Below are 20680 nucleotides of genomic sequence, written 5' to 3' on the forward strand. Positions count from 1 at the left end.
AGGAACCCTGCTGTCGGCTCGCAATGGCGGCCACAGCGCTCCCCCTCCACCCACCCCCCCCCCCCCACCCCCCCTCCCCCCCCCCCCCCCCCCCCCGGGACTCAGAGACCGTAGGTCTTGCCGATGACGTCCCGCTGGATCTCGCTGGTCCCGCCGTAGACCGTCGAGACGACCGCGGCCCGCAGGTGGCGCTCCATGTCGAACTCCGTGGTGTAGCCGTAGCCGCCCATCATCTGCATGCCCTCCAGTGCGGCCCGCTTGGCGAGTTCGGTGGCCTTCAGCTTGGCCATGGACGCCTCGCGGGGGAACAGCTCGTCGGGCCGCGCGTCGCAGTCCAGGGCCACCTCCCGCACCAGCAGCCGGGTGCACTCGATCTCGGTGGCGAGATCGGCGATCCGGTGCCGCAGGGCCTGGAAGGAGCCGACGGGCCGGCCGAACTGCTCCCGTTCGCGGACGTAGCCGACGGTGTCGTCGAAGGCGCGGCGTGCCAGGCCCAGCATGTTCGCGGCCAGGAAGAGCCGCTCGTAGTTCAGGCCGGCCATCAACTGCCGCCAGCCCTGGTCCACTTGTCCGACCACGGCGTCCGGGGGCAGCCGTACGCCGGTGAGGAAGACGTCGTTGACCTCCCGGCCGCCCATGGTGTCGATGCCCCGCACCTCCACGCCCGGGGTGGCGGCGGGCAGATGGAACATGGTCAGGCCGCCGTGCTTGTCCTCGCCGGTGCGGGCCACCAGCAGGATGCTCCGCGCGCAGTGCGCGTTGGAGATCCAGGTCTTCTGCCCGTCGATCACCCACGTGCCGTCCTTCTCCTGACGGGCCCGGCAGCGAAGGGCGCCCACGTCCGACCCGGCACCCGGCTCCGACATGGCGATCGACAGGACGTCACCGCGTACGGCGCCGGGCAGCACCTCCTTGCGCTGCCGCTCGGTGCCGAACCGCTCGTAGGCCTTCGCGGTGATGACCGTGGTGACGAACCCTCCGCACGGCACCATCCCGTACGAGGTCTCCTCCAGGAAGAGGCAGGCGTCCGCCAGGCCGCCGCCGGAGCCCCCGTACTCCTCGGGCAGGCACACCCCGAGCCAGCCCAGGTCGGCGAGCCGGCCGTACAACCCCGGGTGGTGGGCCTCCCGGCCGCCCTCCGTCAGTGCGTCGCGCTGCTGCCGGGTACCGCACTCGCGCTTGGCGAAATCGCGTACGGCCGCGGCGAAAGCGGTCTGTTCTTCGGTGAGGCGACTACCCATCAGGTCCTCCGGGGTACGGATGCCGGTCGGCGGCTCGATCACGTGCGGACACGGTGTGAGTTACAAAGAAATGATAGATGTTTCAGCGTCTCACCGGGAGGTGTACGCCGGTATCGTGAGACGCACCATGACAACTGACACGAACGACCCGTGGCTCGGCCGAGCCCTCGCCCAGCCGGAGCCGGAGGACGGCACGGCGCAGCGGATCCTCGACGCGGCGCTGGAGCAGTTCACCCTGCTGGGGCTGCGCCGTTCCTCCGTGGACGACGTGGCCAAGCGGGCCGGCGTCTCCCGGGTCACCGTCTACCGGCGCTTCCAGACCAAGGACAAGCTGGTCGAGGACACCCTGCTGCGTGAGCTGCGCAGGTTCTTCCAGCGGCTGGACTCGGCGGTCGCGGCGCAGCCGACGATGAAGGAGCGGGTCGTCGAGGGCTTCGTGGTCGCCCTGCGCCACACCCGCGCCCATCCGCTCTTCGGCGGCCTGCTGCGCCTGGAACCCGAGGTCGTCCTGCCCTACCTGACCGTGCAGGGCAGCTCCTCGCTCTCCGCCACCGTCGAGTACCTCACGGTCCACCTGCACCGGGCGCAGCAGGTCGAGGGCCGCCCCGAGGAGGACGCGCGTCCGGTCGCCGAGCTGATGGTGCGGGTCGCGGTGTCCTTCCTGCTGAACCCGGCCAGTTGCATCGAGATGGAGGACGAGGACCAGGCCCGGTCCTTCGCCCGCCGCTACCTGGCCCCGCTGCTGGACGCCTGACCGGCCGCACCGGGCGGACGTCCGCCCGGGCGGCGCGGCGCGCGCTCATGGCACCCGGCCGGCGGAGCGCGGTCCGGCCGCTCAGCGGCGCCGGTGCAGGGCCCGGGCCAGCCGCACCGCGCGTTCCCGGGCGGCGGCCGGAACGTCGAAGGAGGTCAGGGCGACCGGCGGGGTGAACCGCTGCACCGTCGTCGACTGCACGGACGTGAACGCCCGCAGCCCCTCCGCCCCGTGGATCCGTCCGAAGCCGGACTCCCGCGACCCCCCGAACGGCAGGGCCGGCACCGCCGCGAAGCCGAGCACCGAGTTCACCGACACCGCCCCCGCCCGCAGTCGCGCCGCGATCGCCGCACCGGCGCGCCCGCCGCGGCAGAACACCGCGGCCCCCAGCGCGTAGCGCGAGGCGTTGGCCCGCTCCACGGCCTCGTCCACGTCGGCCACCGCGTTGATCGCCACCACCGGCCCGAAGGTCTCCTCCGCCATTGCCGGCGCGTCCTCCGGCACACCGGTCAGCACGATCGGCGCGACGTAGGGGGCGCGCACCGACTCGGGCCCGCCCAGCAGCGCACGCGCCCCCGCCGAGACCGCGCCGGTCACATGCCGCTCGACGACCGAGACCTGGCCCGGCAGGGTCATCGGACCGTAGGAGGCGTCCGGCCCGGCGCCCGGCCGCAGCGCCCCCGCCCGCTCGACCACCCGTGCGCACAGCGCCGCGTGGATCTCGGCCACCGCGTAGACGCGTTCCACCCCGGCGCAGGTCTGCCCCGCGTTGCTCAGCGACCCCCACGCGATCGCGTCGGCGGCCGCGTCCAGGTCCGCGTCCGCGGTGACGATCACCGCGTCCTTCCCGCCGCACTCGGCGAGGAACGGCGTCAGTGTCTCGGCGCACACCGCCATCACCGTGCGGGCCGTCCCCGGCGACCCCGTGAACGCCAGCTTGTCGACCCCGGACCGGGCCAGGGCGTCCCCGGTGGGTGCCGCGCCGGTGACGGTGGTGAGCAGCCCCGCGTGCCCGGGCACGGCGGCGTCGAAGAGCCCGGCCAGCAGCACGCCGGTGCCCGGGGTCAGCTCGGACGGCTTGAAGACCACGGCGTTCCCCGCGGCCAGGGCGTAGCCGATGGAGCCCATCGGTGTGTAGAGCGGGTAGTTCCAGGGCCCGATCACGCCCACCACACCCAGCGGCCGGTGCACCAGCGAGGCCCGCTGGTGGACGGTGAACAGGCCGGTACCGACCCTCCGCCGGCGCAGCACGCGCTCGGCGTTGCGGGCGGCCCAGCCCAGATGCTCCAGCGTGAGGACGACCTCCAGCGCGGCGTCACCGGCCGGTTTGCCGGTCTCCTCGGCGATGGTGCTGGCCATGGCGTCCAGGTCGGTGGCGAGGGCCTTCTTCCAGCGCAGCAGATGGTCCCGGCGCCGGGCTGCGGGCAGCGCCGCCCACCCGGCCTGGACGGCCCGGGCACGGTCGACGGCGCGGGACACCTCCTCCGGCCCGTGCACCGGATGCGCGGCGATCGGCTCGCGGGTCGCGGGGGAGTAGGTGGAGAAGGTCGTGGCGCTCGGTGCGGTGGCCGGGGTGGTGTCGGTCATCGGGTCTCCTGACGGGGAGCGTGGCGCGGGCGAGCGCGCCGGAGGACCCTTCGGGGGCGGTGCGGCGGGCCCGGACCCTGCCGAAGGGGTGGCCGCGCGCGCCCCGAGGCTGCCGCCCCGGTCGCTCGGACGACAGGCGTCCTGGCGCACGGAACACACGGGCACGGCGACGCCCGGCCCACGGGGCACCGGACGAGGCCGCCGGCGAGCCGGGTGACGCGGCGCGCACGGGTGGTGGGTGACGGCGCTCCGGACGGGAGCGCCCCTGTGAGGCGAAGATACACAAACCATCGCCTTGTTTCATAGAGGGTCGACGTCAGCTCGTCGAGGACGCCCGGTCGCTCGGTCACCGGCGCGCACCGGGCCGCGGTGCCGGTCCCGGGCCGGTGCGCGGCGAGGGCGTCATTTATCCTTTCGGTGCGCCTGCCGAGCAGCGGCGCGTCGCCCAGCGCGACCCCGGCGGAGCGGTCGCTCCGGCCCCTCGGGACACGCCCGGTAGGGCCCGCGCGGGAAGATCCCGGGAAGGAAACGAGGTACGTCCGTGATCTGCGTCGGCGGCATGATCGGCATCGGCAAGACGAGCGTGGCCGAAATGCTGGCCAAGGGCCTGGGCAGCCAGGTCTTCCTGGAGAGCGTCGAGGACAACCCGATCCTCCCGCTCTTCTACACGGCGAGCCCTGAGGAGATCCGGGCGAAGCGCTACCCCTTCCTGCTGCAGCTCCACTTCCTCCGGACGCGGTTCGCCTCGATCAAGGAGGCGTACAAGCAGCGGGACAACGTCCTCGACCGCTCCCTCCACGAGGACTGGTACTTCGCCAAGGTCAACCACGATCTCGGCCGGATCAGCTCCCTCGAGATGCGGGTGTACGAGGGGCTGCTCCACGAGATGTTGCGCGAGATCGACGGCCTGCCGTACCGCAAGGCGCCCGACCTCATGGTCTACCTCAAGGCGGACTTCGCGACGGTGCTGCGCCGGATCGGGCTGCGGGGCCGCGACTTCGAGCAGGACGAAGGCCTCGTCGAGTACTACCGGACGCTGTGGTCCGGCTACGACGACTGGGTGTCCGAGCACTACTCGGCCAGCGAGGTCCTCGTCGTCGACATGAACCGCACCGACGTGGTGAACGATCCCGACGACGCGGCCCGGGTGCTGCGGGAGGTCGAGACGGCCCTGGCGGCGGCCCGGGCCCGCCTCTGAAACCGTCCGGCACTGGTCCCGGCACCGGCACCCGGCACCGCGCTACGGGACCGCGCCCGCCGTCACTTCCCGGCCACCGTGCCCAGGAAGCGGATGTGCGGCCGGTCGCCGGGGCCGGGACGGGTGACCTCGGCACGCACGCCGTAGACGTCGGCGATCAGGGACTCGGTCAGGGTCTCGCCGGGGGTTCCGGCGGCCACCACCCGGCCCTGCCGCAGCACCACGACCTGGTCGCAGTACATGGCCGCCAGGTTCAGGTCGTGGAGGGCGATCACGCTGGTGACGGGCAGCTCGGCGACCAGGGCCAGCAGGTCGAGCTGGTGCTGGACGTCGAGGTGGTTGGTCGGCTCGTCCAGCAGCAGCTCGCGCGGCTCCTGGGCCAGGGCACGGGCGATCTGCACACGCTGGCGCTCCCCGCCGGAGAGGGTGTGCCAGGGCCGGTCGGCGCGGTCGCCGAGGCCGGTGCGGTCAAGGGCGGTGCGTACGGCCCGTTCGTCCGCCGCGGTCGCGGGGGTCCAGGCGCGGCGGTGCGGGACGCGACCGAGGCGGACGACGTCGAGGACGGTCAGCTCGACGAGGGTGTCGGCGTGCTGCTCGACGACGGCCACCCGCCGGGCCACGGCGCGGCGGCCCCAGTCGCCGAGGGGGCGCCCGTCGAGGGTGACGACCCCGCAGGTGGGGGCGAGGACGCCGGACAGCAGCCGCAGCAGCGTCGACTTGCCGGAGCCGTTCGGGCCGAGCAGCCCGGTCACGGAGCCGGGGCGCGGGGCGAGGCCGACGCCGTCGAGGACCAGCCGCCCGCCCAGGGCGCGGCTCACGCGCGCGGCGGCGAGGGTGCACGGCTCGGCGTGCGGCGCCCCCGCGGTCGTCCGCCCGTCGGTCGCCTGCCTGTCGGTCGCCTGCCTGTCGGTCGCCTGCCCGTCGGACGCTTGCCCGTCGGTCGCCTGCCCGTCGGTCGCCCGCCCGTCGGTCGCCCGCCCGTCACTCGCCCGCCCGCCGGTCCACCGCCCGGTACCGGCCGTCATCCCGTCCTCCTCGTGCGGTAGAGGACCAGGACGAACGCCGGGACACCGACCAGCGAGGTCACCACGCCCACCGGCACTTCCTGGGGATCGAGGACGGTACGGGCCAGGGTGTCGGCCCAGACCAGGAAGACCGCCCCGGCGAGCGCGGTGACGGGCAGCAGCCGGGCGTGCCCCGGACCGGCCAGGGCCCGCGCACCGTGCGGCAGGACCAGGCCGACGAAACCGATCGCGCCGGCCGAACTGACCAGCGCGGCGGTCAGCAGGGCGGTCACGCACAGCAGCACCAGCCGGGTCCGGGCGACCGAGACGCCCAGCGTCGCCGCGGCGTCCTGGCCGAAGGCGAAGGCGTCCAGGGTGCGGGCGTACCCGAGGCACACCACCAGGGCGAACACGAGCACGGCCAGGCACAGCCCCACCTCGGTCCAGTCGGCCCCGCTGAGCGAACCCAGCAGCCAGAACAGCACGCCCCGGGTGGTCTCCGCGTCGGCCGCCGTCGTCACCACGAACGACGTCAGGGCGGCGAACAACTGCATCGCCGCCACCCCGGACAGCACCACGCGGTCCGTCGTCCCGCCGAGCGTGTGGCTGAGCAGCAGCACCAGCGCGAACGAGCCGAGCGCACCCACGAACGCGCCGCCGGAGACGGTCAGGGCGCCGCCGCCCGCGCCGAGGACGATCACGACGACGGCGCCGGTCGACGCTCCGGAGGAGACGCCCAGGACGAAGGGGTCGGCCAGCGGGTTGCGCAGCAGGGACTGCATCACCGCGCCGCACACGGCGAGTCCGGCGCCGCACACCGCGGCGAGCACCGTACGGGGCAACCGCAGGTTCCAGACGATGCCCTCCCGGATCGGAGTCAGCTCCGACGTCCCCCAGCCCAGGCGGGAGGCGACCACCGACCAGGCGTCGCCCACGCCGATGTCCGCCGGCCCGACGGTGATGGCCACGGCGACGGACACGGCGAGCACCGCGAGACCGCCGCCCAGACCGGCCAGGCCGCGCAGCACACCGGCCGCGCCGTGCGGCGGCCGGACCTTCCGGGAGGACCGCCGCAGCGCGGTGGTCATCGGGCGAGGCCGTGCTCGCGCAGCGCCGCGGCCACCTTCTCGACGCCCTCGACCGTACGGATCGTGGGGTTCATGGCCTGCCCGCTGAGCAGCACGTACCGCTTCGCCCGTACCGCCTTCATGTTCCGCGTCGCCGGATTCGACTCCAGGAACGCGATCTTCTTCGCGGCGGACTCGGCGGTCTGCGACCTGCGGGTCAGATCGCCGATGACGAGCAGGTCGGGGTCGCGGTCGGCCACCGTCTCCCAGTTGATCTGGGGCCACTCCTGCGTGCTGTCGTCGAAGACGTTCCTCGCGCCGAGCGCGTTCGTGATGATGCCGGGCGCGCCGCAGCAGCCCGCCATGTAGGGGGACTCCTGGTTGGCGAACCAGTACAGGACGGTGGCGTTCTCGGCGCCGGTCCCGGCGGCGGCCTTCGCCACCCGGCTCTCCAGTCCGGCGACGAGCTTCTCGCCCCGTTCCTCCACCCCGAAGACCCGCGCCAGTTCCCGCACTTCGCGGTAGACGGTGTCCATGGCGAGGGGCTCGCTCCGGGAGCCGTCGCCGTCGCCGGTGTTGTCCTTGCCCTCGCAGTCGGAGGGCGAGAGGTACGTGGGAACGCCCAGTTCCTCGAACTTCTCACGGGGTGCCACCCCGCCCTTGCCCAGGGTGGAGGTGAAGGAGGAGGCCACGAAGTCCGGTTCGGCGTCCAGGACCCGCTCGAACGACGGCTGGTTCTCGGCGAGCCGGGGCACCTTCCCGTTCGCCCGCTCCAGGCCCTTCAGGACCGGGTCGGTCCAGGTGGCGGTCCCCACCATGCGGTCGGCGAGGCCCAGGGAGAGCAGGATCTCGGTGGTGCCCTGGTTGAGGGACACCGCCCGCTCCGGAGGGGCCCCGACCGTCACCTTCCGCCCGCAGTTGTCGATCGTGACGGAGCGCTTCCCGGCGACGGTGGGCTTCCCGGACGAGCCGGAGTCCGGCCCGGAACCGCACGCGGTGAGCAACAGGGCCCCGGTCAGGAGCAGGACGGAACGACGGGCGGGACGTGACAGCTGCACGGTGTCGGTTTCCTCAGCGTCAGGACCCAGGCGCGGGGTCCGTGCGAACGAGCGGTCACCAGCAGGTCTTCGGACTCGGGGTCGTCCCGGCGGGACGCCTTCCCAGACCCGGCCGTGACCGTCGTCCAGTGGCTGCTGTCCCGCCCGTCACCCTCACCGCTGCGCGTCAGTTCCGGATTCCCACCGGATTCCCTGACCCGTGTACGCGTAGGCCGCGTTCACGAGTGCGACTGGCGTCCGGAAGCTATCACAGCCCTCTCCCGTACGGTCCGGCGGACCTTCAGGCTCCCTCCGTTCAGGATGGCCCCCTCTCAGCGGCGCTCGGCGGCGGCGTCGCGCCCTCGGCCGGTGGAGAAGGTGCGTGCGCTCGGCACCAGGGCGGCGACCGCGGGCGCCGTGAAGCAGACGACCGCGCAGCCCGTGAGCACCGCCCTGACGCCGAAGGCGTCGATGGCGGGGGCGATGAGGGCGAGCCCGACCGGGGCGAGTCCGTAGGAGAGCAGGAAGTCCAAGGAGGAGACCCGGGCCAGTTTGTCCGGGGCGACCTCGCGCTGGGCGGCGGTGAACCACGGCACGTTGAACAGCTCGATGCCGATGCCCGCGACGGCGTACGCGGCCATCACGGCGGCCGGGTGCACGGGCAGTACGAGGCTGAGCGGGGCGAGTCCGTAGGCGGCGAGGCCGGCCAGGGCGGCCCAGCCGGGGGAGCGGGGACGCCAGCGGGCGACGAGCAGCGCACCACCGAGCGCTCCGGCGGTGTACGCGGTCATCGCACCCGCGAGAACGACCTCGGTGCCGTACTCGTCCCGGCTGACCATGGGCAGGGCGACGCCGGTCGCGGAGTAGCCGGTGGCTATCACGGCCGTCAGCGCGCCCAGGCCGGCGAGGAACCACGGGTGCCTGCGGGCCTCGCGGACTCCCTCCGCGAACTCGCCCAGGAGGGACGCCCTGCCCGACCCGGCCGAGGACTCCGCCGAGTCCTCCCCGGCCCCGGGGCGGGCGCCGCGTCCGGGTACGCAGGCCGCGACGAGCCAGAGGAGCCCGATGCCCACCAGCAGGGCCCAGGTGTCCAGGAAGACGGCGAGCAGCGCGGCCGAGGAGGGGCCCACGAGGGTGGTGACCCGGACGGCCAACGTCATGGCGGCGTTGGCCTGTTGCCTGCGGCCGGCGTCGACCACCTCGGCGGTCAGGGCCTGGTAGGCGGGTCGGCAGGCGCCCTGCCCGGCTCCGGCCACCGCGGCGGCCGCAGCCATCAGCAGCACCGAGCGGTCCAGGCCGACGGCGATCACCGGGGCCGCGACTCCGGAGGCGAGTCCCGCCCACAGTACGACGCCCCGGCGGGAGTGCCGGTCGGCCAGGACGCCGGCCACGGGCACCGCGGCGAGGAATCCGACCGTGCGGGCCGCGAGCAGCAGGCCGAGGTCGGTGGCGGTCAGGGTCCGGTCGAAGACGGCGAGGCCGAGCACGAAGGGCAGGGCCCAGGTGGCCAGGCCGGACGCGGTGGCGCCCGTCCACAGACGCAGGAAGGCCAGGTCGAGCAGGATCGAGCGCTGCTCACGGGGCGGGGACCCGGCGGGGGCGGGAGGGGCGGAGGGGCTGGGCACGAGGGGCACTCCTGTCCTGTCGGCGGTGGTGGATCGAACGCGGACCGGCTGCAACGGCTGTGTTCCACAGACAGGTTGCCCGGCGGTACCGGCTTCGGCAGGGGCGGGCAGCGCGGCGCGGACATCACACTATCGCAGTGATAATCATTTCCATTAGAGTGCTCTCGGTCGCCGCCCCGTGAGGGGTGCCGCGGTCCCGTCCTCCTGTCCTGCCCCTCGGTTCGGGCTGCCTGTCGGAACCGGGGGCGTGCTAGGTTCACCTCATGAAAACGATTTTCATTAGCGAGGGAAAGTGAAGGTCCCGCACATGCCTGCGGCCTCCGTGTCTCCGGCAGGCGAGGTCGAGACCCCGGCCGACCCGGCCGAGGCCTCGGCGCCCCGGCCCGCGGAGGCCGTGCGAGGCCGACAGCCCGGTCGACTCGTCTCCCGCAAGGGGCTGTTGCTCGGCTGCGCGGTGCTGATCGCCGTCCTGCTCGTGTCCGTCGTCGTCGCCATCGGGCTGGGTCCCGCGGTCGTCGCCCCGGGGGAGACGGCCCGTCATCTGTGGGCGGCTCTCAGTGGCGGCCGGGTCGGCGCGGACGAGGTGACGACGTATCAGATCATCTGGCAGATCCGTACGCCGCGCGTGCTGCTGGCGGCGCTGGTGGGGGCCGGGCTGAGCGCGGTCGGTGTGGCGATCCAGGCCATGGTCCGCAACGCGCTGGCCGACCCCTTCGTCCTCGGGGTCTCCTCGGGTGCCTCCGTGGGGGCCGTAGGGGTCACCGTCACCGGAGGTTTCGCGGCGCTCGGCCTGTACGCCGTCTCGGCCGGCGCCTTCGTCGGCGCGCTCGTCGCCTCGCTGCTGGTGTACGCCGCCTCCTCCAGCAAGGGCTCGCTGTCGCCGCTGCGCCTGGTGCTGACGGGTGTGGCCATGTCCCTGGGCTTCCAGGCTGTCATGAGCCTGATCATCTACTTCGCGCCGGACAGCGAGGCGACCAGCATGGTCCTGTACTGGACCATGGGCAGCTTCGGAGCCGCGGCCTGGGGCGCGCTGCCCGTCGTCTCCCTCGTGGTGCTGGCCGGCCTCACGCTCCTGTACCGGTACGGGCGGGCCCTGGACGTCCTCTCCCTCGGCGACGAGACCGCCGCGAGCCTCGGCTTCGATCCCGACCGGTACCGCAAGGTGCTGCTGGTCCTCGTCTCACTGGTGACGGGCGTCATGGTCGCCGTCAGCGGCGCCATCGCCTTCGTCGGACTCGTCATGCCGCACGTGGTGCGGATGGTCGTCGGTGCCACCCACGCCCGCGTCCTCACCGTGGCCCCACTGGTCGGGGCGATCTTCATGGTGTGGGTCGACCTCGCGGCCCGGACGCTGGTCGCACCGCGCGAGCTGCCGCTCGGGGTCATCACGGCGCTGGTGGGGGTCCCCGTCTTCATCGCCCTGATGCGCCGCCGGGGCTACACCTTCGGAGCGCGCTGACGTGGACCTGCGACTCGATGAACTCTCCGTGGTGACGGACGGCAGGACTCTCGTGCGGGGCCTCTCCCTCGACGTGCCGCACGGCCAGGTCGTGGGCCTCGTGGGCCCCAACGGAAGCGGCAAGTCCACCGCGCTGCGGTGCGTGTACCGGGCGCTGCGCCCCAGCTCCGGCACCGTCCGGGTCGGCGAACAGGACCTCACCCGGCTCCCGATGCGGGACAGCGCGCGGACCATCGCGGCCATGACCCAGGACGGCGGCGTCGACTTCGACTTCACGGTCGAGGAGGTCGTCGCGCTCGGACGCGCCCCCCACCTCCGCGGCAACCAGGCGCTCAGCACCCGGGAACGCGAGCTGTGCGAGCGGGCGATGGACCGGCTCGACATCGGACACCTCGCCCACCGGGGCGTGCTGACCCTGTCGGGCGGCGAGCGCCAGCGCGTCCTGCTGGCCCGCGCGCTCGTGCAGGAGCCGGAGATCCTCGTCCTGGACGAGCCGACCAACCACCTCGACGTCCGCCACCAGGTCGAACTGCTCTCGCTCCTGCGCGAGTCCGGCCTGACCGTCCTCGTCGTCCTGCACGACCTCAACCTCGCCGCGGCTGCCTGCGACCGGCTCGGCGTGCTCTCCCGGGGCCGCCTGGTCGCCTCCGGCACGCCCGCCGAGGTGCTCACCACCCGGCTCGTCGGTGACGTCTTCGGGGTCCGGGCCAGCGTCGTCCCGCACCCGCTGACCGGCGCTCCCCAGCTCCTGTACTCGCTCGACTCCACCCGCTGAAAGGCTGCTGACGCATGCGTACAACCCGAACCCCCGCCCCGGCCCGCCGGCCCGCCGTACTCGGCTCCGCCCTGGCGGCCGTCCTGGTGCTCAGCGGATGCGGCGCCGAGGTCGAGACGGACGCGAAGGAGTCCGGCAAGGTCACCGTCAAGCGCTGCGGTGAACCGGTGGAGTACACGGTCCCCCAGCGCGCCGTGGCCTACGAAGGAGGCAGCGCGGACAAGCTGTTCGCCCTCGGCCTGACCGAGCACGTGCACGGCTACGTCATGCCGCCCGCGAACCCGCCGGTGAGCGAGTCCCCGTGGGCGTCCGAGTACGCGAAGGTGAAGATGCTCAGCGACGACCTCCTCAACAAGGAGGTCGTGGTCGAGGCCGAGTCGGACTTCGTCGTGGCCGGCTGGAACTCCGGCTTCAAACAGGAGCGGGGCATCACGCCCGAGATCCTGGACAAGCTCGGCATCCAGAGCTTCATGCACACCGAGAGCTGCTTCAACTACCCCGGCCACCCGGAGAAGATGACCCCCTTCGAGGCCCTCTACACCGACCTCGAACGACTGGGGAAGATCTTCCGGGTCGAGAAGAAGGCCACGGACGTCGTCGACGGACTGAGGAAGCGCGTCGAGGAGGTCGAGGCCAAGGCCCCGCAGGGTGACCCGGTACCCGTCTTCCTCTACGACTCCGGTACCGACCAGCCGTTCACCGCGGGCAACCAGGTGCCCCCCAACGACATCATCAGGACGGCCGGCGGCCGGAACGTCTTCGACGGCCTCGACGAACGCTGGACCCAGGTCAACTGGGAATCTGTGGCCGAGGCCGAACCCGAGGTCATCGCCATCCTCGACTACGGCGACCTGCCCGCCCAGAAGAAGATCGACTTCCTGAAGAAGTCCCCGCACACCCGGGAACTCCCGGCCGTGCGGAAGAACAACTTCTTCATCCTCGACTACAACGAGGGCATCAGCGGGCCGCGCAACATCGACGGCCTGGAGAAGTTCGCCGCCTACCTGCGCGAACTTAAGGGCTGAGCCACCGCGCCCCACGGTCCGGCGACGCGGCGCGCACCGCCGCCCGCCGGGCCCGGCTCCGACGTGCCCGCACACACCCCGCCCGCCGGACTCCGGCGTGCCCGCGCACACCCACGCCCGCCGGGCCGGACTCCGGCGTGCCCGTGCCCGCCCGCCGGGCCGGACTCCGACACCCGCGCGCACCGCCCCGTCGTACGACACAAGGAAAGGACCCCATGGACCGCCACGCCATCGGACAGGCTCTCCTGGAGCAGTTGCCCCCGCCGCTGCCCGCCGACCGGATCATCGCCCTGAACCAGCCCAAGGCCGACCTGCACAGCACGCGCACCTACGAGTGGAACGGCTGGACGTTCGACGTCCCGCCCGGCGTCTTCATACCCGGCTGGACCAGCCGCCTGATCCACGAGCGGCTGCTGGACGGCCGTATCGAGACGCGTGGCCTGCGGTACGCCGCCATGGGCGTCGGCCTGGGCGTCGAGGCCGTTACGGCCGGCGTCCGCGGCGCTCGGGAGATCCACGCGCTCGACGTCCACCCGGAGAGCGTGGCCGCCGCCACCGGCCATTACCGGCGCCTGGTCGGCGAGCGCCCGGACACCGTGTTCCTCCCCGCGGTGAGCGACGTCTTCGGCGCGCTCCCCGACGACGTCCGACTGGACGTCATCACCTTCAATCCGCCCGCCGTCAGCCAGACCGTCAGCGACGACCCCGACGTCGTACGCAACGTCTGTGTGGGCGCGCCCCTGCTGGCGAAGTTCTTCGCCCAGATCACGGAGCGGGACCTGCTCGCCCCCGGCGGCGAGATCCACGTCATCGCCTCCAACACCGCGGACCTGCGCGCCCTCGTCCAGCACGCGCTGGACCACGGGCTCAGCCCGCGCGTCGACCATCTCCACGACTGGCAGGACGGCGTGCTGACCTTCCTCTTCCGCATCACCCACGCCACGCCCCGCACCGGAGGACAGCGATGAAGAACACCGACGAACTCCTGGCCGCGGTCCTGGCGGGCGAGCACGGTCCCCGGCCCGCCGGCCTCGTCGCCACCAGCGTCTTCTGGGTGCACCACGGCACCCGGCTGGCCGGCGGCGACACCACCTACCTCAACCAGTACGTCCTCGTCCGCCTGGGCGACTCCTTCGGCGGCTGCGCCTTCGAGGCGGGCGAGGTCGACCCGTCCCTGTGTCGCGACGCCTCCGGCACCGCCGTCGACATGCTGCTGCGCGAGGGGCCGAGGCCGCTGCGGATCGCCGCGCTCGACGCCTACCTCAGCTCGGTCCGCCCGCACCGGGAGGCGGTCGAGGCGGAGCCGGTCACCCTGCCCGCCGGGACCCCCGAGACCCGGGCGCTGGCCCGGGACGCGGCCGTCGCCGGGCTCCTCGACATCGAGGCCGGGGCCCGGGTCGGTCTGATCGGCGTGGTCAACCCCCTGGTCGCAGCGATCCGCGAGCGCGGCGGTACGCCCCTGCTCTGCGACTTCAACCTGCGTACCACCCAGTGGGGCGACCCGGTCACCGACGACATGCATGAGGTCCTCGACGCCGCCGACGCCGTCGTGGCCACCGGCATGACCCTCAGCAACGGCAGCTTCGACACCGTCCTGGGCCGCTGCCGCGAACGCGGCGTGCCACTGGTGGTCTACGCCCAGACCGGCAGCGCCGTGGCGCGGGCCTTCCTCGGACAGGGCGTGACCGCGCTGTCCGCCGAACCCTTCCCCTTCTCCCAGTTCAGCGCCGAACCCACCACCCTGTACCGCTACCGGGTGGCGGCCGACGCATGACGGCCGCCACCCGCCGGCCGGTGGCCCGCTCCCGTGACACGGAGGGCACCGGACGTGCCGCCTGCCACCACGGCGAGATTTTGCAGGGCGTCTTCCTCGACCAGCGGCGTCGCCCCGTCCACGCCCTGGTGACCCTGCCGATGGACGGGCCGGGCAGCACCGCCCGGTTCGCGCCCCGGCCCGGCAGCGCGCCCGACGAGGTCACGGTGACACCGGCCGGCCGGACCAAGGCGCGGGCGGCGGCCGTCCTCGCGGTACGGGAGTGCGCCGCACGCCGCGCCGCGGAACCCTGCGGCGGGGAGCTGACCCTCACCGGAGACCTCCCCGTGGGCCTTGGCATGGGCTCCTCCACCAGCGACGTCATCGCCACCGTACGGGCGGTCGCCGACGCCTGGGGCATGGCGCTGCCCTCGGAGACGATCGCCCGGATCGCGGTGCGCGCCGAAGGCGCCAGCGACCCCCTGATGCACGGCTCACGCCCCCTGCTCTTCGCGCAGCGCGAGGGCCGCGTCCTGGAGGTCATGGGTTCCACGCTGCCGCCCGCCGTGGTGGTCGGGTGCGCGCTCGCCCAGGGAGCACCGGTCGACACCCTCTCCCTCCCCGCCCTCCCCCAGGAGGGCGACCTCGCCGCCTACGGACACCTGCGCCGCATGCTCCGCCGCGCGGTGACCTCCACCGACACGGGTCTGCTCGGCCGGGTCAGCACCGCCAGTGCCCGCCTGCGCCAACGCGTCCTGCGCCACGAGGAGTTCCCCACTCTCACCGGCATCGCCGACGGCACCGGCGCCGTCGGCGTACAGATCGCCCACAGCGGCAACGTCGCCGGCATCCTCTTCGACCCCCGCACCCCCGGCCTGCGCCACCGACTGCGCCGCTGCACCCGCGCCCTGGACCGGGAGGGCATCGCACCGACCCGCACCTTCACCACCTTCGCGTCCCCCCTCAGCGAGGAGTTCCCGTGGACGAACACATCTCGGAAGCCGTCGGCCGCCCGGACCTGATACGCCTCGACGACGGTTTCCTCTGCCTGCGTTTCGAGACCATGAAGGTCGTCTCCGCCCTGGCCGCCGTACGCCACCTGCTCGACACCGGAGTCGTACGGCGCGGCGACACCCTCGTCGACAGCTCCAGCGGCATCTACGCCTACGCCCTCGCCCTGGCCTGCCACCGGCACGGCATGCGCTGCCACATCGTCGGCTCCACCACCGTCGACCACACCCTGCGCACCCAGCTCGACATCCTCGGCGCGCACCTGGAGCAGATGCCGCCCAGCACCAGCCTCAAGCTCGACCAGAACCGCCGCGTCGCCCGCGTCCGCGAGATCCTGCGGGAGAACCCGGACTACCACTGGATGCGCCAGTACCACGACGACATCCACTACCTCGGCTACGAGGCCGTCGCCGAACAGATCCACGCCCGGACCGCCGGCGGCCCCCTGACCCTGGTCGGCGGAGTGGGCTCCGGCGCCTCCACCGGCGCCCTCGCCCACTACCTGAGGAAACGCTCCGTCGACGTACGGCTGGCGGGCGTCCAGCCGTACGGGAGCGTCACCTTCGGCAGCGAACACGTCGCCGACCCGGAGATCATCATCGCCGGGATCGGCAGCTCCATCCCCTTCGGCAACGTCCGCCACGACCTCTACGACGTCCTGCACTGGCTCGCCTTCGACGCCGCCCTCGCCGGCAGCGTCGACCTGCTGCGCCGGCACGCCGTGTTCGCGGGCCTGTCCACCGGAGCCGCCTACCTCGCCGCCCGGTGGGAACGCCGCGAGGAGCCCGGCCGGACGGCCCTGTTCATCGCCGCCGACACCGGCCACCGCTACGTCGACACCGTCTTCGCCCGGTACCGGGAGGCCGCCCGGATCGACGACCTGGCACCCCTCCCGGTGCACAGCGGGGGCGAACTGGCCCTCCCCTGGTCGAGGATGAGCTGGAACGGTTCACCGGCCCCCGAAGGAGCGGTCGTCGCATAGCCCGCCGGGGAGGGGGCGGCGGGGCTCGTGCTCCCAGCCTTCGTCGGCGCCGTAGCCGGCCCGGACGGGGCCGCGCCGGAGAGGGAGGCCTGTTCCGCGTGGTGCCTCACGTCCGGCCGGGCGGGCACGATGTCGTCGCCTCCGCCGTACCGCCGCGGGGAACCGGGCGTCTGCGCCCAGGCCCCAAGGTGCGTCACGTGCCTCGTCAGTCCGCTCGCGGCATGTGGTCGTTCTCCAAGGACCGCGGCTGTGCCAGGCCCGACGCGGGGCCAGGGTCGAGGAGCGCGGGGGCGACACGCAGGACGACGTGAGCGAGCGCGACGCCGCCCCTGACGCAGACCTGTGTCGGAGAGGAAGCGCACGACCCCGTCGGCGGCGGAGGCGCGCCGGATGGCTGCGGGACGGCTGCGGAACGTTCTACCCGGACCGGGGCGTCTGGTTCCCCGCGTACGCGAACGAGCGTACTGACAGGGTCGGCCCGGGCCGGCCTGAAGGAGGCAGCCGGGCGGGGTGGTTCAGTTCACGGTGAAGAAGTAGTCGCAGGACGCCAGTCGAAGGCCCGAGCGGGTCGTCGCGTAGACCGTGAGGTCGTGCCAGCCATCCGTGGTCGGCGTCCACTCGATGCGCGCGTTGTGATCAGCATCGGCCGGGACCGTCACCTCCGGGTCACCGTTGTTGAAGGTGTAGGTGTAGCTCACGACGTCCTTCACCTTGGGCGTGAACGTGAAGGTACCCGGCACGCCGACGCCACCGCCCGAGCCGTCTTCTGGGTAGGTGTCGGAGGAAACGGTGGGAGCGGTGTCGTAACTGATTCCCCACCACGCCTCGTCGCTGATCCAGCCGTTGGCACTCCTGCTCCTCACCCGGAGGTTCTCGCCGTAGAGGCCGTCCAGTGCGAGCTCCACGGTGGCCGTGCCGTCCGATCGCGCAGTGATGTCGAAGGTTCTGTCGCTCTGACCGCCGACGGTCTTGACGGAGTAGCCCACGACGGGACTCCTCGCCTGCAGCTGGGGATCGGGACGAAGTGTGAACTCGGTCGGCTGACCGAACTCGGGTTCCGGGACAGCCGGTGAGATACCGGGCGCCGTGGACTTGACGTTGAAGTCGTAGTGGGCGGTCTCCGACCCGTTGTAGGCGCGATCCAGGCTGCGCACCCACAGTGTCATCGGACCGGAGCTGGTCGGCGGCACCAGGGAGAGGGTGACCGAACCGCCGAGCCTGTCGGCGCGCACGCGGTACTTCGTGTCGGTGTACGGGTCGACGGGCTGCGGAATGCCGTAATCACCGATGCTCGTAACGATCGCCGGCAGGGACGACTGCCAGGAGAACACAAAGCCCTCGACGTCGGTGGCGCCGTTCGCGCTCAGCGTGAACTCGACCGGCTCGCCGCCTTCGTTCCACGTCTCGGCAGCGTAGTTGGACGAGGTGATGGTCGGGGCCTTCGTCGGCCTGCTGTTGTCGATGGTTACGTAGCACGGTGCCGACCAGCTCGAGACCGCCTCTCCGACCACCGTCTGCGCCTGCCACGCGTAGCTTTGCCCGTCGGCGAGCGCGCCGGCCGGCAGAGTGGCGGGAGCCTCGAATCCGGGAGTGGCGTAGTCGCGGGTGACCGTGGTGATGTCCGAGGGATCGGCTACCGGCCAGACTTGGTACCGCACGCTGACGCGGGTACCTCCCGGGTTCTCCGTGACCCCGGGGATGCCTTCGACGACCAGACCTTCGCGGGCCGACCGGTATGAAGGCCGGTCCGCGTCGGTCGCGCAGTGCCTGTACCCGTTGAACAGGTGCGTCGGTGGGGTGAGCGTCCCGTCAACCGCATGAGCCGGGATCGCGACGCCGGCCAGTGTCAGGCCGAGGGCGGCCCCTAGAGTGGCGAGAACCGTGCGTGGTCTCGCGCCGAAGAACCTGGTCAAGTGATCCCTCCCTCTGGGCGCCCGCAACGGCACCCCGATGGGCACAGATGTGCGAGCGGCGAGGGGATCATACTGGTGCGTCACAGGACGGCGCCCGGGAATTGATCGGCCGAGCGACGACCGCCGAGCTGGTGTCCGGCGCAGGATGGAGGCGTGCGACGTTCAGGCGCAGCACGTGGCGGGTCCGCGGGTCTTGCGGGCGCCCGGCGCCCTCCCTGATCGTCGTCCCATGGGGATACTGACCACCTGCCTGGTGTCGCTGGCGGCCGTGAACGCCGCGATGCTGCTGATCCGCTGCTGGCGGCGCTCGGTCGAGGCACGAGCGGTCCGGCAGGTGCGGGCCTGGCCGGGACTCGACATCTATCACGCGCAGTGGCTGAGCGCCGGCGAACGGCTGTGCTCCACCGGCCACCAGCCCGGTGACCTGGCACGCAACTCCCACCGCGCGGCCGAGCTGGCTGTCCGGATGCTGCGACGGGACGGCCTGATCGACGACTCCACCATCGCAGTGGTCCCGGGCGCGACCGAACCGGCCCACCCGGTCACCGCGGCCGCGTTCCGTCGCATCGACGAGTCCCGGATCACTCCCAGCGAGATGCGCACCGGGGACGTGAGCCGCGACCCCGCCTTCCAGGCCGCCGTCCGCGCGCACCTAGAGCCGCTCTTCGTCCACGCCCCCGCCACCCGCCGCCACCCGGCCACCACCACCGTGCAGGCGGCCATCTGGGCCTACGGTCTCGGCGCGGCGGCGCCGGCCGTGCACGTCTACTTCGCGCTGAGCGCCTCCGCCCCCGAAGACCCGTACACCCGGCAGGGCTCGTTCGTCGCGGCCCTCCTCGTCTTCGTTGCGGCCCTGATCGTCCTCACCGCCCAGGCGGGCAACACCTGGCACCCCCTGGAGGACACCGGAGTGCCCTCCGGCCTCAGGGAACTGTCCCCGCTCTGCCCGAGCGGTGATCCACCGGCGGTGGGATGAAAGACGGCGCTGCCGGCCCGGTCCTCGCCGACGGAAGACCTCGCACCCCACCCCTGCTGCCACCCGCACCGGGGGTCCCGTCTTCCTGAGACCCGGCCTTCGTGCGGACCTCCTGGCGATCGCCCTCACCCTCGGCACGGGCCGAGCCGGCCGCGACGGCTCAGGGCACGCGGTGCAGCCAGCCGTCGGGGTCGGCAGCACGGCCGCGCTGGATGTCGACCAGGGTCTCCCGGAGCCGTCGTGTCACCGGGCCCATCTCGCCGTCGCCGACGGTCCAGTCGCCGTCCTGCCCGTCGCGTACCGTGCCCACCGGCGTCAGTACGGCCGCCGTGCCGCAGGCGAACACCTCCGTGATCTCGCCGCTCGCGCATCCCGCGCGCCACTCGTCCACGGCGACGGGGCGCTCGCCCACCCGGTAGCCGCACCGTGCGGCAAGCCGCAGCAGCGAATCACGGGTGACGCCCGGCAGCAGCGTGCCCGTCAGCGGAGTGGTGGACACCTCGGCGTCGGCACCGCTGCCCCGGACGAAGAACAGGTTCATCCCGCCCATCTCCTCCACCCAGCGCCGCTCGGTGGAGTCGAGCCACACCACCTGCTGGCAGCCGGCCTCCTGGGCCTGCCGCTGGGCCACGAACGACGGGGCGTAGTTCGCCGCGCACTTCACGTCGCCGGTGCCGTCGGGCATCGCGCGGCTCTGCGTCCGGCAGATCAGGACGGACACCGGGCGCACCTCGTCCCCGAAGAAGCCTCCGGCCACGAACGCGAGCGCCAGGAACAGGTACTCCTCCGACGGCCTGAGCATCAGGTTCACGTCGGTGCCGACCATCAGGGGGCGCAGGTACAGGCTGTGGTCGGGGTGGTCGGACAGCTCGCCCCGGTCGGCCGCGACGAGCTGCTCCACGCCCTGGACGTACAGCTCCTCGGGAAGCTCGGGCATCGCCAGCCGTGCCGCCGAACGACGGAACCGGCGCGCGTTCTCCCACGGCCGGAACACGGCGGTCGACCCGTCGGCCTGCCGGAACGCCTTCATGCCCTCGAAGATCACCTGGCCGTAGTGCAGGCCTATGGTGGCGGGGTGCAAGGACAGCTGCTCCATCGGCCGCAGCGAGCTGTCGTGCCAGCCTCGCTCGGGCGAGTACCGCATGCTGTAGAGATGGCGCGTGAACGCGTCGCCGTGACCGGGCGAGGCGAGGGGCGACGCGAGGGACGGGCTGAGCAGTGACGTCATGCTGGTCTCCTGTGGTCGGACGGACGAACGGACGAACGGACGGAC

Annotated in this window: 18 protein-coding genes and 1 riboswitch; of the genes, 10 read left to right on the plus strand and 8 right to left on the minus strand. The window is 72.7% G+C overall.

Annotated elements, in window-relative coordinates; all coding sequences use genetic code 11:
- Nucleotides 1-101 precede the first annotated feature (101 nt).
- The gene (locus AC07FV_RS06250) at nucleotides 102-1241 is read right to left on the minus strand and encodes an acyl-CoA dehydrogenase family protein (RefSeq protein ID WP_479085765.1); all 1140 of its coding nucleotides are present in this window, start codon (nucleotides 1239-1241) and stop codon (nucleotides 102-104) included.
- 127 nt (nucleotides 1242-1368) lie between these two features.
- On the opposite strand from AC07FV_RS06250, the gene AC07FV_RS06255 reads away from it, so the two are divergent.
- On the plus strand, nucleotides 1369-1995 hold the full coding sequence (locus tag AC07FV_RS06255) for a TetR/AcrR family transcriptional regulator (RefSeq protein WP_479085040.1): 627 nt from the start codon (nucleotides 1369-1371) through the stop codon (nucleotides 1993-1995).
- 81 nt (nucleotides 1996-2076) lie between these two features.
- Here the strand turns inward: AC07FV_RS06255 and AC07FV_RS06260 are convergent, their stop codons facing one another.
- Nucleotides 2077-3582: an aldehyde dehydrogenase family protein gene (locus AC07FV_RS06260; RefSeq protein ID WP_479085042.1), complete on the minus strand. Its 1506-nt coding sequence runs from the start codon at nucleotides 3580-3582 to the stop codon at nucleotides 2077-2079.
- 541 nt (nucleotides 3583-4123) lie between these two features.
- Between AC07FV_RS06260 and AC07FV_RS06265 the strand changes: the two genes are divergently transcribed.
- The gene (locus AC07FV_RS06265) at nucleotides 4124-4780 is read left to right on the plus strand and encodes a deoxynucleoside kinase (protein WP_479085043.1); all 657 of its coding nucleotides are present in this window, start codon (nucleotides 4124-4126) and stop codon (nucleotides 4778-4780) included.
- Between the two features lie 62 nt (nucleotides 4781-4842).
- Here the strand turns inward: AC07FV_RS06265 and AC07FV_RS06270 are convergent, their stop codons facing one another.
- The 4 genes from AC07FV_RS06270 to AC07FV_RS06285 all read right to left on the minus strand — a co-directional run bounded on the left by AC07FV_RS06270 (nucleotide 4843) and on the right by AC07FV_RS06285 (nucleotide 9432).
- Nucleotides 4843-5805 (minus strand): ABC transporter ATP-binding protein, encoded by a 963-nt coding sequence (locus tag AC07FV_RS06270; protein ID WP_479085045.1) that lies wholly within the window; start codon nucleotides 5803-5805, stop codon nucleotides 4843-4845.
- Nucleotides 5802-6872, minus strand: a complete 1071-nt coding sequence (locus AC07FV_RS06275; RefSeq protein WP_479085046.1) for a FecCD family ABC transporter permease — start codon at nucleotides 6870-6872, stop codon at nucleotides 5802-5804. The genes AC07FV_RS06270 and AC07FV_RS06275 overlap by 4 nt, the downstream gene beginning before the upstream one ends.
- The gene (locus AC07FV_RS06280) at nucleotides 6869-7909 is read right to left on the minus strand and encodes an ABC transporter substrate-binding protein (RefSeq protein ID WP_479085048.1); all 1041 of its coding nucleotides are present in this window, start codon (nucleotides 7907-7909) and stop codon (nucleotides 6869-6871) included. The genes AC07FV_RS06275 and AC07FV_RS06280 overlap by 4 nt, the downstream gene beginning before the upstream one ends.
- Before the next feature lie 43 nt (nucleotides 7910-7952).
- A riboswitch (cobalamin riboswitch) is annotated at nucleotides 7953-8159 on the minus strand.
- A 61-nt stretch (nucleotides 8160-8220) separates the two neighbouring features.
- Nucleotides 8221-9432, minus strand: coding sequence for an MFS transporter (locus AC07FV_RS06285; protein WP_479085767.1), 1212 nt, complete (start codon nucleotides 9430-9432; stop codon nucleotides 8221-8223).
- Between the two features lie 520 nt (nucleotides 9433-9952).
- Here AC07FV_RS06285 and AC07FV_RS06290 point away from each other — a divergent pair.
- The 7 genes from AC07FV_RS06290 to AC07FV_RS06320 all read left to right on the plus strand — a co-directional run bounded on the left by AC07FV_RS06290 (nucleotide 9953) and on the right by AC07FV_RS06320 (nucleotide 16518).
- A complete protein-coding gene (locus AC07FV_RS06290) occupies nucleotides 9953-10972 on the plus strand; it encodes a FecCD family ABC transporter permease (protein WP_479085769.1) in 1020 nt (339 codons plus the stop codon).
- A gap of 1 nt (nucleotide 10973) precedes the next feature.
- Nucleotides 10974-11747 carry an ABC transporter ATP-binding protein gene (locus AC07FV_RS06295; protein ID WP_479085050.1) on the plus strand — a complete coding sequence of 258 codons (774 nt, stop codon included), beginning with the start codon at nucleotides 10974-10976 and terminating at the stop codon, nucleotides 11745-11747.
- 14 nt (nucleotides 11748-11761) lie between these two features.
- Complete coding sequence (locus AC07FV_RS06300) at nucleotides 11762-12772, plus strand: ABC transporter substrate-binding protein (RefSeq protein ID WP_479085051.1); 1011 nt, start codon at nucleotides 11762-11764, stop codon at nucleotides 12770-12772.
- A gap of 215 nt (nucleotides 12773-12987) precedes the next feature.
- Nucleotides 12988-13740: a class I SAM-dependent methyltransferase gene (locus tag AC07FV_RS06305; RefSeq protein WP_479085052.1), complete on the plus strand. Its 753-nt coding sequence runs from the start codon at nucleotides 12988-12990 to the stop codon at nucleotides 13738-13740.
- The gene (locus AC07FV_RS06310; protein ID WP_479085054.1) at nucleotides 13737-14546 is read left to right on the plus strand and encodes a Rossmann-like domain-containing protein; all 810 of its coding nucleotides are present in this window, start codon (nucleotides 13737-13739) and stop codon (nucleotides 14544-14546) included. Before AC07FV_RS06305 ends, AC07FV_RS06310 begins: the two co-directional genes overlap by 4 nt.
- The gene (locus AC07FV_RS06315; protein ID WP_479085056.1) at nucleotides 14543-15547 is read left to right on the plus strand and encodes a GHMP family kinase ATP-binding protein; all 1005 of its coding nucleotides are present in this window, start codon (nucleotides 14543-14545) and stop codon (nucleotides 15545-15547) included. Before AC07FV_RS06310 ends, AC07FV_RS06315 begins: the two co-directional genes overlap by 4 nt.
- On the plus strand, nucleotides 15505-16518 hold the full coding sequence (locus AC07FV_RS06320; RefSeq protein ID WP_479085058.1) for a pyridoxal-phosphate dependent enzyme: 1014 nt from the start codon (nucleotides 15505-15507) through the stop codon (nucleotides 16516-16518). Before AC07FV_RS06315 ends, AC07FV_RS06320 begins: the two co-directional genes overlap by 43 nt.
- A 515-nt stretch (nucleotides 16519-17033) precedes the next feature.
- On the opposite strand, the gene AC07FV_RS06325 is transcribed toward AC07FV_RS06320, so the two are convergent.
- Entirely contained in the window at nucleotides 17034-18431 is a 1398-nt protein-coding gene (locus tag AC07FV_RS06325) for a hypothetical protein (protein WP_479085059.1), read from the minus strand.
- A 229-nt stretch (nucleotides 18432-18660) separates the two neighbouring features.
- On the opposite strand from AC07FV_RS06325, the gene AC07FV_RS06330 reads away from it, so the two are divergent.
- Nucleotides 18661-19407, plus strand: a complete 747-nt coding sequence (locus AC07FV_RS06330) for a DUF2207 domain-containing protein (protein WP_479085060.1) — start codon at nucleotides 18661-18663, stop codon at nucleotides 19405-19407.
- A 160-nt stretch (nucleotides 19408-19567) separates the two neighbouring features.
- On the opposite strand, the gene AC07FV_RS06335 is transcribed toward AC07FV_RS06330, so the two are convergent.
- Nucleotides 19568-20635: a branched-chain amino acid aminotransferase gene (locus AC07FV_RS06335; protein ID WP_479085062.1), complete on the minus strand. Its 1068-nt coding sequence runs from the start codon at nucleotides 20633-20635 to the stop codon at nucleotides 19568-19570.
- Nucleotides 20636-20680 lie beyond the last annotated feature (45 nt).

This window comes from Streptomyces sp. NPDC045956, from assembly GCF_056430705.1.